Source organism: Microbulbifer variabilis (genome assembly GCF_020524905.1).
Classification (GTDB): Bacteria; Pseudomonadota; Gammaproteobacteria; order Pseudomonadales; family Cellvibrionaceae; genus Microbulbifer; species Microbulbifer variabilis_A.
On record NZ_JAIVKI010000034.1, the window covers coordinates 1 to 10,546 of the forward strand.

Below are 10,546 nucleotides of genomic sequence, written 5' to 3' on the forward strand. Positions count from 1 at the left end.
CGCCCTAAGTCTCTACCCTGAAAAGCAGCCACCGCTGTTTGACCAAGAGAGCAACGGCAACGTCGCCAAACTTAAAAGCAACGGCTAAGCCTTAAAACCCATTTCTTTCAAACCCAAGTTAAACCTAAAAAAGAAAATAAGGATTTACAAATGACCATGGATCAAAGTGCAGTAAAGGAAATCAAGGAATCACAGACCACCGCTGAATTGGCGAAAGTAATTGATCAGGCCAAGCTTTCCACACCAGCAATAGCAGCTCCCAAAGATTTCCAGATTCTCAATCTGGAGAAATATCAACAGGGCCGCACACGCTATCGCGGGAAAATGGAAACCACATCCCTCGAAGATTTTGAGCAATATTGCATGGACTTTGGCAATAATAGTGCCAAGTGTTTTGTTGACCCCGAAAGCATGACCGCGCAAACCATTTTCAACTTGGGAACCACCCAAGAACCCGGCCACGCCGACTTCTCTGCAAAATTGCGCCTAATTAAAACCGCTGAATTCAAGGCATTATTACAACTCAATGGCGACAGATGCTCACAAAAAGCCATGGCGGAATTTATGGAGGATTACGCCGAAAACATTCTTTGCTATTCCGCCGATGGTGAGGCGATCAACACCAGCAAAGCGATTGCCGCAGTGCGTCGCCTCACTATCGAATCCTCACGTAAAGAGGATCACTCCGTTGAAGACTTTAAATCTAGCCGAAGCGCCTTGGAGAATATCGAAGCCCGCAGTGATGAGGGTTTACCGGCAGGATTCAAATTCGAGTGCATCCCCTACAACGGCCTGGAATCACGCAGCTTTGACCTGCGCCTATCCATCCTCACTGGTGGCGACGCTCCGCGCCTTACCGCCCGCATCAAACGCCTAGAGGCTATACAGGAAGCCATGGGCCGAGAACTACAACAATCCCTCAGCTCAGTGCTGGTTCAGTCCCAAATGAAAACTTATATCGGCGATTTCGCCGCGTAGTTTAGGACTGTCCACAATAGCCAACCGGGCCGCAGGTACTGGGCCCAAATACAGGACCAAGATCCAATGAAACCATACGCCCTATTTTGCGGCACCTACAACCTTGAGATGGGTGGCGTAATAGATTTTAAGCAGTCATACCACACAGAAAAAGAAGCCTTTGAAGTGGCAACACAAATTGCCAAAAACGATATTTTCACCAGCTGGGTACAGATATTCGACAAGAAAACAGACACCGCAAAGATTTACAGCGTGGTGGATGGAAAATTGAAAGAACGGAAAGATAAGACCTGCCGAGCAGGGTTATTCGAAACCGCCCAGCCCCAGGCCTGCTGAAAATTAAATACCGACCCAAGCCCGCCCAGTGCGGGCTAAGTGGGTAGAGGTAATTAATAACTTAATCAGGTGGAGAACATGACAAACTTTGTTTCAGGAGTAACTCGTCATATATGCATTGATATCCAAGGCGCGTTGAGGAAATCTGACAAATGGCTAGATGGGATTTTGCAGGATGCTGAAACCGGGAGAGAAATGTCTCCAAATGAGGTACGGCATTTTCTGCGCAAACAGCAGGAGAAAGGACTTAGCTACTATAGCGGCTGCGACAACATGGACTCTACTGGGCGCTGCGCAGGACACCCACCAGAGGAAGAAAGCAGTGGCCAAGCGTAAACCCCGCAAACCCATGAGCAAGCAGGCCCAACACGCCCGCCTGGTTAACCGCTGGCTGCCCGGCTTGATCCTCACCGCCCGCAGCAGCACAGGCTTGGATACCGACGGCGATCCAATTTTAAAAATCACTCACCGCCGTCGCATTGAATCTGTGGGAGATATCGCCCGCGCCAAGCTGCAGCACGAAATCCTCAGCTGGCAACACCACTGGCAGGTGACGGTATTTGTCGAGTGCGAAACCCCAGAGGGCGATTTCTATAAAGACTCAACCGAGTTCGAAGCCTACGGCGTTCGCCTGAATGACCTGGCCGAATTAGTGCGCCCGGAACTGGACATCATTAAAAACAAAGCCAACCCCAACCACTACAAAGACCACGGCTGGCAGGCAGAGATTCTGCCTAATCGCAAGCAGGAGAAAGGGAGAGCAGCATGAACATAACAACAGAAACAAAAATAAATAATGAAGCCGTTGATCGATTCGCCATCAGGATGAAGGAAACCTTAATTAGCGCCCAATTAAAAGGCCGCTCAGGTTGGTACGATCCTGATGTGTGCTCAAGGCAAAGCTTGCTCGACCAAATCCGAAAGTACCTACTCAAGTCAAACCCAGGTAACTGGGTTGATATAGCCTGTTTCTGCATGATGCTTCATGAGCTTAGTTTTTCAGAGAGCGCCTTGGAGGCTACTGCGTACTCAAAGAATGAATATAACTCCTTAATTCCTGAAGGATATGTATTAGCTCCTTCCGAACTAACAGCTGAGAATGGTGCGAAGTATCTTCTACTTGGAGAGTTTGCAGAAACAACAACGGTCACCTGTACTGCTTGCAGCTACAACCTAGCTGAAGAGGGGGACTGTGAGGTTTGTGGCGGCGAAGGTGAGTATAGCCAAGATGTGGCTGTTAGCTGGACCAACATAAAGGCCATCTATCGTAAAGCCATAGAAGAACTGGCCTTACCCACTGAGGCCGCCGCGTGAAACTCTGGCAATCCCTCACCGGCATCGCCGCCCTAATCTTCTGCAGCACCAGCCTGGCCTTTACCGTTCAGCTATGGGTGTCCATGCCCGCAGACCTGGGCGGGCAGCTGGTGGCCGGTGCCACTGCGGTGGCCCTGGAACTGTGCAAATTCAGCTTCGCCCCGCTGGGCCTATGGTTGTGCAGCCAAGGGCAAAAGAGCGGCTATGCCCTACTCTGCCTCTGGCCCCTGCTGGTAATGATCAGCATTGTGGCCACCGTCGGATTCCTATCCACCCACAGCGAAGAGCAACAACAGCTCAGTGCCCGCAACAGCCGTGAATACCAATCGTTGCAACAGCAGCTCAACAGCCTGCAAAAGCAGATCAACACCCTAAACGGCCTGATCAACACCGACGCCAACAACGGCTACCGCCAGAGCGCCCTTCATACCGCAGCGCAGTTATCCACATTGGAGAATGAGCGCACCCAACTGATAGAAAAGTTATCCACCATCGGCCAAACCGCCAACACACACAGCGCCTTTAACAGCCTCGCCAACACCCTAAACGCAGACCCCACGCGGCTTCAGCATATCGGCTTCCTCGCGCTGGCGATCATCACCGACATAGCGGGACTGGTCGCGTTACTCGCGTTTAACGCCGCAGCAGCGGTTGGTAAACGCGTTTCACAACCGTTTCAACAGCCCGAAACAACAGAGCAACGGCCAGATCACACCAGCCACCTGAGCGAAGAACAGCAGTTACTGGCCCAGCGCATCCGCGCCGGTGAATTCGGCAACCGCCCAGTGTTGCGCAACATCAGCAACAGCATCACCGGCGGTTACAGAAGCGTTAAACCCGTTTTCGACGCCCTGCAAAAGACAGGCGCACTCACACACAACGGCCAGGGGTTTGCCCTGGTTCAGCGCTAAACGCAGAGATATTAAGAAACAACAGAAAAGGAAAATCTTATGATTAAAGGATATTGGTCAACCAAAGACTTAAGCGAACGCTATCGCTGCTCAAGCCGCACAATCTTTAGATGGGTAGAGCGAGAAACCAATCCATTCCCAAAACCACGTATCAAAGCCTCCGGCAGCCACAACCTTTGGGCTATCGATGATGTTGAGCACTGGGAAGCTGAAGTTACTCAAAATAAAGCCGCTTAGAGCTAAATTCACCCAAAGGGAAGCCACAACAATTATGGTTGTGAGTAATGCCAACAATGTCTCACCTTACGAACAAGGAAGTGCATCAACTTGACAGCAAAAGCCTGTAAACCAAGAATCAATCCCATAGAGTCTGGGCACTATGCCTTAACGTGTCGATAGACCTTAGGATTTGTCTAATGTAGAAAGTCTATAAATGACACGACTGTACCAAACCTTACTCTTAGAACCTCTCTGAAGTGGTGAGGCCCTAAGAAATACAACTACGTATGAAAGGAATAGAGAATGCCAACTTTTTGGGTCGTTGAAGCTAAGGTAGAGCACCATGAAGATAGCTCTATGCCCAGTGATGGATGCGAAATAAGTTATGGTCGTTCAGTAGTTCCGGCCGAAACGAAAGAAGAAGCCTTAACTTTATTAGAAGCCACTCTTGCAGAACAAAAAATCTATATTGCCGAGACCTATGCTGTTACGGATTACAGTAAAGGGGACTGGTCCGACGATATTTTTGATCTCAAACACTCTTATGAGAAAGCTTCTATTGGGCCTGAAATTTGTCTGGGTACCTTCATTTCTCAAGAAGCTATGGACTATTTACACAAGGACTGGAAGCCGTGTCAAAAGGAGCTATGACAATCGCTGAAGGCGATTTTGATTGTAAAACTGACGTAAGCCTGATTCTAAATGGCTCAGTATTTAGAGAGTTTGTTCTAAGGACAACTTTCAACACGCTAGAGCAGTGGAAGTCGAAATACAAGAAAGGCATATCTCCTTTCCAGCCTAAAGGCACACAACTAAAGGACGCAGCTGTTGTTGATGAAAAAGAACTTTGGGTCTTCGGTGTTGATGCCAATAATGTTCAGCATTTAGTAGATTCAGTAAGAATCGCTTGCGATAGGTTTAACACTAGGCCTGATGACTTTATCAGTAATGTGTATGTAAAGAATTTAAATATTGAAGGCGAGAATGAAATGGATACTCTCGCACGAATCAAGGCTAATGAAGAACTGTATAAGGGTGTTACCAGAACAGTTATTGAGGCGGCCAAAATTTTAGGGGTAACTAATGATGTCAGCTTTTATATATATAGTGCCTCCAAGAACCATAAAATCCCCAAAGCAGAATTGCATAGCGCCTTGAAGCAAGGTGGTGCTCAATCGGTAAAAATGGATTCTGGAGTTCACTTTTTCAAAGTCGGCAGCAATGATGGCTCCATCGCTCGTGTTATGCCTACAAATCTGCATCATGCTGTACTACTCGGGAAGAACTCTCTGATTTAAAAAGCGCGTTCGCCCCCTCCCCAAAACTAGACCCTTACTAGCATTGGGAGGGAGTGAGAGACATGGCTGTCCAGCATTCTTTCCAAATGAAGCTCCTATAAGAGGTACTAGCCATTTAGGCTAGTAGAGCCAGTGACTTACCCTCAGCATTACTTGTAGAGCCCACTTGTGACCAAAACCAACATGACAGTCACATCTAAGTCCCTCTCATGTACACAGCTAAGCTTCAACGCTACTCCAAATACGACTCTAATGGCGCCGATAAGCCTGACCATATACCATCCGCTAGTCACCAACCACAAGCAAAACCAAAGGCCAATTTGATATAATGCGGCCTTTCAGATTCGGCCTTGGGGTATATTTCATTATGTGTACACAGGGGCGTACACAGATAAGGTTAAATCTAAGTGAATAAAGATTTTTCTCAACAATATCAACGACGTAGAACTTTCGCTATCATTTCCCACCCGGACGCCGGTAAAACTACCGTGACCGAAAAGCTGCTTCTGTTTGGAAATGCCATTCAGCTGGCGGGTTCGGTTAAAGGGAAAAAAGGTCCCCACGCGCGCTCCGACTGGATGGCCATGGAGCAGGAAAGAGGCATCTCCGTCACCTCCTCCGTAATGCAATTTCCCTACAAGGAACGCACGGTTAACCTCCTCGATACACCTGGACACGAAGACTTCTCCGAAGACACCTACCGTGTACTCACTGCAGTGGACTCGGCCTTGATGGTGATCGACGGTGCCAAGGGTGTCGAAGATCGCACGATCAAGCTAATGAATGTGTGCCGACTGCGCACCACACCAATTCTCTCGTTCATCAACAAACTGGACCGGGATATTCGCGATCCCATCGAAGTGATGGATGAAATTGAGGAAGTCCTGAATATCCAGGCCGCACCGATCAACTGGCCACTCAATTCTGGTAAAAGTTTTAAAGGGGTTTATAACCTCTACACCGATACCATCCACGTCTTTACCCAGGGCCAGGGCCACACCATTCCCGACGACATTCAGATCAAAGGGCTCAATTCTGCCGAAGCCGATGAGCTGCTCGGTGAATACGCGGAGGACATTCGCGAGGAAATCGAGCTGGTGCGCGGTGCTACCCATGAGTTCAACCTGGAAGCTTATCTGGCAGGCGAACTCACTCCAGTATTTTTCGGCACCGCCCTCGGAAACTTTGGTGTGCGTGAAATGCTCGACGGATTTGTCGAGTGGGCTCCAGGCCCGCAGTCTCGTGCCACCCAAGAGCGCCAGGTAGAACCGAACGAGGAAAAGTTTTCCGGTTTTGTGTTTAAGATCCAAGCCAACATGGACCCCAAGCACCGTGACCGTATCGCCTTTATGCGCGTTTGTTCAGGGACTTACACCCGTGGCATGAAAATGAAGCATGTGCGTATCGGCAAAGATGTAAAAATTGCTGATGCTGTGACATTTATGGCCGGCGATCGCACCCATGTGGAAGAGGCTATTGCCGGCGATATTATCGGCCTTCACAATCACGGGACGATTCAAATTGGTGACACCTTTACCGAAGGTGAGCCCCTGAAATTTACCGGCATCCCCAATTTTGCTCCGGAGTTATTCCGCCGTATACGCCTAAAAGACCCCCTAAAACTAAAACAACTGCAAAAGGGCTTGCAGCAGCTCTCTGAAGAAGGCTCCACACAAGTATTTTTCCCCTTGGACAATAACGACATCATTGTTGGTGCCGTTGGTGTTCTGCAGTTTGAAGTGGTCGCCTATCGCCTCAAGGATGAATATAAGGTGGAAGCTATTTACGAAAATGTAAATGTGAATACTGCCCGCTGGGTGGAAAGCGAGAGCGTCAAAGAATTGGAAAATTTTAAACGCAAAGCGAGCATCAATCTCGCCATAGATGGCAGCGGACACCTAACTTACCTGGCGCCCACCCGAGTGAACTTGCAGTTGGCAGAGGAACGTTATCCAGATATTCGATTCTATGCAACTCGCGAACACTAATTTACCGGCATTATCCTTGGAGGAAACATTTCCTCCCGGAATGCTTGAGCTGTAGATTGAGATACCGATAATGAGTCAGCAAATTGATTTACCTGTAGAAATCCCCCGTCTCGGCAATAGCATTACCGCCGCTATTGGCAAGATAATAATACGCTTGATGGGCTGGAAACTGGAGGGTACTTTTCCCGCTGAAAAAAAGGTCATGGTGGCTCTGGCTCCGCACACGTCCAATTGGGACTTTATCGTGGCCATGCCTTTTATCATGGCTTATCGTGTGAAGATTTCCTGGCTGATGAAAAGAGAAGCCTTTTTCTTCCCATTTAAAGGGCTCTTTATGTGGCTCGGTGGCGTTCCCACCAACCGTGGTTCCGCCGGGGGGATTGCCAAGCAGGTTGCCAAACAGTATCGGAATAATGAAAAAATGTGGGTGGGTATCACCCCGGAAGGCACCCGAAGAAAAGTCACCAAGTGGAAGAGCGGCTTCCTGCGAATTGCCTACGCCGCGGAAGTACCCATTTTACTAATAGCCTGGGACTTTTCCCGTAGACGTTTTTGTTTAGATTCGCTCTACTGGCCCACCGGGAATCTGGATGAAGATATGAGAGAAATCCAGTACCGCTTCAGTAAATACCAAGGGTTCCATCGCAATATGCAAACCGATACCTCGGAGGTCAGTGAATCCTCCAGTGATAGAACTTAGTAGCGATTTAACATTTACCACTCTTCTGATACTCACCGCGGTGGCTTTCGCCGCGGGCTTTATCAACGCCATTTCCGGTGGCGGAGGCCTAATTACCCTGCCCACACTTTTATGGGCTGGGCTTCCGCCGTTGGATGCCCTCGGCACCAATAAATTCCAGGCTGTTTTCGGTACTCTTTCTTCCAGTTTTAACTACTTTCAAAAAGGGCAGCTACAGCTCAGGCCTCTATGGTCCGGCTTGGTGGCCGCAGTGATCGGCTCTTGCCTGGGCACCTGGGCAGTCACTAAACTGGGAGTTGAAACACTGGAGACACTCCTGCCGATACTGATTATCGCCATTGCCCTCTATTTCTCTTTTTCACCGCGAATTTCCGATATCGATTCCAAGCCAAGAATGGGCTCTAGGCCCTTTAACTTGCTAATCGGTGGAGGTATTGGTTTTTACGGAGGTTTTTTTGGTCCCGGTATGGGAGCATTCTATGCCCTAGCATTTGCCGCGCTACTCGGTTTCAACATGCGTAAAGCTACTGCATCGACCAAACCGCTAGTGTTAGCCACCAACATTACATCACTGGCGATATTTATGCTGGGCGGCCACTTTTCCCTGATACTGGGCATCACAATGGCTGCCGCCCAGATTATCGGTGCAAGGCTCGGATCAAACCTGGTAATTGCCCACGGGGCCAAATTAATTAAGCCTGTAATTATTCTCGTTACGCTGGCCATCGCGATAAAATTGCTTTTGGAGCCGTAGAAAAGTGAACCTGTTCCTTACCTTGCTGCTGTCCTTCTGCGCATTTGTGATTGTAATTTGGACATTGATGCACCTGCGTACCCCACGCTTTCGTATGGACAGGGCTAGTTTTATTAAAGGACTCGAGGATGCTATTACCGGCCAAGCCAGTGAAAGTGAGTGGCGTGCTTTAGTAGCAATTCCAATGCGCCACGATCCGGAACTGGAAAAAATGCGCCTCAAATGCCTGGAAATAGAGGAGCACGAGTCGAGCGATAGCCCACCCTATTTGTTTACCGAGAAGGGGCTGGAACAGCTGCGCCAGATTCGCAGTAAGCTGCTTATCAACAAACCTAACAAACAATCAAAGTCTTGAGTCAACGAGTGTTAATCAAGGATAAACGTATGTTTAAACCATTGCTGTCCCTTACTGGGGGCCTTCTTGCAACCGCAGCGATCGGCATCGCCCAAGCAAAACCACTGGCTCAGGAAGACCTGTCTGTAGCCGAAGTACTACGCGATCGCGCCCTGGCTTCCTCCAACGCCTATAGCATCGTTGAGTCTTTGACAGTGGAAGTAGGACCCCGTCGCGCGGGTACCCAAGGCGATCAACGCGCAGTGGCCTGGGCCCAGGAGAAAATGAAATCTCTGGGATTCGATAATGTTTATACGGAGCAAATCGAAGTCCCCCGCTGGACACGAGGACATGCACACGCCCAGGTAATTTCCCCCTACCCCCAGCCGCTGGTGGTTTCCTCTCTGGGCTACAGCGTGGCAACTCCCGAAGGTGGCCTAACGGCAGAGATCGTCGAATTTCCCGATGTAGAAACCCTGCTAGAGGCTTCTCCCAAACAGGTAAAAGGAAAAATTGCTTTTATCAACAAGCGCATGGAAAAGAAGCGTACCGGAGAGGGCTACGGCCCCGTTGTGCAAGGGCGCAGTAAAGGTATGCGCGCAGCTGCAGAGAAAGGTGCCGCAGCGCTACTACTAAGGTCAGTGGGTACTGACTCTGATCGCTTTGCTCATACCGGTATGATGTCCCTCGACAATATCGAAAATCCAATACCCGCACTGGCGCTGTCCGCCCCAGATGCGAACCTTTTAGAGGCCATGTTGAATCGCGGAAAACCCGTGGAAGCGAAGCTCGATATGGACAACCAACGCCACAGCGATGGCCCCTCATTTAATGTTGTCGGTGAGATCACCGGTCGAGAGAACCCTGAAGAGGTCATGATTATTGGCGCACACTTGGACTCTTGGGATGAAGGCACTGGGGCGCTGGATGATGGCGCCGGTGTCGCCATTGTGATGGAAACCGCTCGCCTGATTGCAGAACTCCCAGTCCGCCCGCGCCGCACCCTGCGTGTAGTTCTTTACGGTGCCGAGGAAATAGGCCTGGTCGGTGCCAAGCAGTACTTGGATGCACACCGCCAAGAGCTGGATAACATTGTTGCCGTTTCTGAGTCTGATTTTGGCGCCGGTAAGATCTGGCGCTTTGATACGCGCTTGCCTGAGAACAAGTTCGATATCGCCGACCAAATGATGCAACTACTGGCGCCCCTGGGTATTGAACGCGGCAATAACCAGTCTTATGGCGGACCAGACAGCAGTGTATTTGTAGCTGAAGGGGTTCCCGCTTTCGGCCTATACCAGGATGGCACCGATTACTTCGACTATCATCATACCCCCAACGATACTCTGGATAAGGTAAAGCCTGAGAACCTGCGCCAAAACGTTGCAGCCTGGGTAGTAATGTCCTTCCTGGCTACGGAGATGGAAGGTAACTTCGGGCGAGTGCCAGTGGAACTAGAAAAATAAACTTGACCCCACCAGCAGTATAAAAGCCCCACGACGTGGGGCTTTTTTATATCTTATTTCCTCGCCGTTTTCCCATGTTTGTACCATTTCTAAGTTATTCACAAACTAACAGCAAATCTCTGTTTCCCAATAATGACGATTCTATTAACAGGCTGTTACTAACAGAATCCATGGACAGACCTGTGCATAACTCCGGGATATCCACTCTCAGGCCCCTGTTTCCGTGGGGCCCTTTTCAACGGGTAAAAAAA

Annotated in this window: 14 protein-coding genes; all 14 read left to right on the plus strand. The window is 49.5% G+C overall.

Annotation, left to right across the window (positions count from 1 at the left end):
• Positions 1–150: 150 nt before the first annotated feature.
• The 14 genes from LC073_RS20825 (at position 151) to LC073_RS20890 (ending at position 10,295) form a co-directional block, all read left to right on the plus strand.
• Positions 151–978, plus strand: coding sequence for a DUF2303 family protein (locus tag LC073_RS20825; protein WP_226649470.1), 828 nt, complete (start codon positions 151–153; stop codon positions 976–978).
• A 66-nt stretch (positions 979–1,044) separates the two neighbouring features.
• Positions 1,045–1,314: a hypothetical protein gene (locus LC073_RS20830; protein WP_226649471.1), complete on the plus strand. Its 270-nt coding sequence runs from the start codon at positions 1,045–1,047 to the stop codon at positions 1,312–1,314.
• A 78-nt stretch (positions 1,315–1,392) separates the two neighbouring features.
• Positions 1,393–1,650, plus strand: a complete 258-nt coding sequence (locus LC073_RS20835) for a hypothetical protein (protein WP_226649473.1) — start codon at positions 1,393–1,395, stop codon at positions 1,648–1,650.
• Entirely contained in the window at positions 1,637–2,083 is a 447-nt protein-coding gene (locus tag LC073_RS20840) for a hypothetical protein (RefSeq protein WP_226649475.1), read from the plus strand. Before LC073_RS20835 ends, LC073_RS20840 begins: the two co-directional genes overlap by 14 nt.
• Positions 2,080–2,628 carry a hypothetical protein gene (locus tag LC073_RS20845; RefSeq protein WP_226649477.1) on the plus strand — a complete coding sequence of 183 codons (549 nt, stop codon included), beginning with the start codon at positions 2,080–2,082 and terminating at the stop codon, positions 2,626–2,628. Before LC073_RS20840 ends, LC073_RS20845 begins: the two co-directional genes overlap by 4 nt.
• Positions 2,625–3,539 (plus strand): hypothetical protein, encoded by a 915-nt coding sequence (locus LC073_RS20850; RefSeq protein WP_226649479.1) that lies wholly within the window; start codon positions 2,625–2,627, stop codon positions 3,537–3,539. Before LC073_RS20845 ends, LC073_RS20850 begins: the two co-directional genes overlap by 4 nt.
• A 39-nt stretch (positions 3,540–3,578) precedes the next feature.
• Positions 3,579–3,776, plus strand: a complete 198-nt coding sequence (locus tag LC073_RS20855; protein WP_226649480.1) for a helix-turn-helix transcriptional regulator — start codon at positions 3,579–3,581, stop codon at positions 3,774–3,776.
• 285 nt (positions 3,777–4,061) lie between these two features.
• Complete coding sequence (locus LC073_RS20860) at positions 4,062–4,409, plus strand: hypothetical protein (RefSeq protein WP_226649482.1); 348 nt, start codon at positions 4,062–4,064, stop codon at positions 4,407–4,409.
• The gene (locus LC073_RS20865) at positions 4,391–5,056 is read left to right on the plus strand and encodes a hypothetical protein (protein ID WP_226649483.1); all 666 of its coding nucleotides are present in this window, start codon (positions 4,391–4,393) and stop codon (positions 5,054–5,056) included. The genes LC073_RS20860 and LC073_RS20865 overlap by 19 nt, the downstream gene beginning before the upstream one ends.
• A gap of 407 nt (positions 5,057–5,463) precedes the next feature.
• Positions 5,464–7,044, plus strand: a complete 1,581-nt coding sequence (locus LC073_RS20870; RefSeq protein WP_226649485.1) for a peptide chain release factor 3 — start codon at positions 5,464–5,466, stop codon at positions 7,042–7,044.
• A 70-nt stretch (positions 7,045–7,114) separates the two neighbouring features.
• Positions 7,115–7,744, plus strand: a complete 630-nt coding sequence (locus LC073_RS20875; RefSeq protein WP_226649487.1) for a 1-acyl-sn-glycerol-3-phosphate acyltransferase — start codon at positions 7,115–7,117, stop codon at positions 7,742–7,744.
• A complete protein-coding gene (locus LC073_RS20880; protein WP_226649489.1) occupies positions 7,731–8,498 on the plus strand; it encodes a TSUP family transporter in 768 nt (255 codons plus the stop codon). Before LC073_RS20875 ends, LC073_RS20880 begins: the two co-directional genes overlap by 14 nt.
• A 4-nt stretch (positions 8,499–8,502) precedes the next feature.
• A complete protein-coding gene (locus LC073_RS20885; protein WP_226649491.1) occupies positions 8,503–8,853 on the plus strand; it encodes a hypothetical protein in 351 nt (116 codons plus the stop codon).
• Positions 8,854–8,882: 29 nt separating this feature from the next.
• Positions 8,883–10,295, plus strand: coding sequence for a M20/M25/M40 family metallo-hydrolase (locus LC073_RS20890; RefSeq protein ID WP_226649493.1), 1,413 nt, complete (start codon positions 8,883–8,885; stop codon positions 10,293–10,295).
• The last annotated feature ends 251 nt before the right edge of the window (positions 10,296–10,546 follow it).

Coding starts and splice junctions, on each gene's coding strand:
- LC073_RS20825 (WP_226649470.1), top strand. CDS start 151: ATGACCATGGATCAAAGTGCAGTAAAGGAAATCAAGGAATCACAGACC.
- LC073_RS20830 (WP_226649471.1), top strand. CDS start 1,045: ATGAAACCATACGCCCTATTTTGCGGCACCTACAACCTTGAGATGGGT.
- LC073_RS20835 (WP_226649473.1), top strand. CDS start 1,393: ATGACAAACTTTGTTTCAGGAGTAACTCGTCATATATGCATTGATATC.
- LC073_RS20845 (WP_226649477.1), top strand. CDS start 2,080: ATGAACATAACAACAGAAACAAAAATAAATAATGAAGCCGTTGATCGA.
- LC073_RS20855 (WP_226649480.1), top strand. CDS start 3,579: ATGATTAAAGGATATTGGTCAACCAAAGACTTAAGCGAACGCTATCGC.
- LC073_RS20860 (WP_226649482.1), top strand. CDS start 4,062: ATGCCAACTTTTTGGGTCGTTGAAGCTAAGGTAGAGCACCATGAAGAT.
- LC073_RS20875 (WP_226649487.1), top strand. CDS start 7,115: ATGAGTCAGCAAATTGATTTACCTGTAGAAATCCCCCGTCTCGGCAAT.
- LC073_RS20890 (WP_226649493.1), top strand. CDS start 8,883: ATGTTTAAACCATTGCTGTCCCTTACTGGGGGCCTTCTTGCAACCGCA.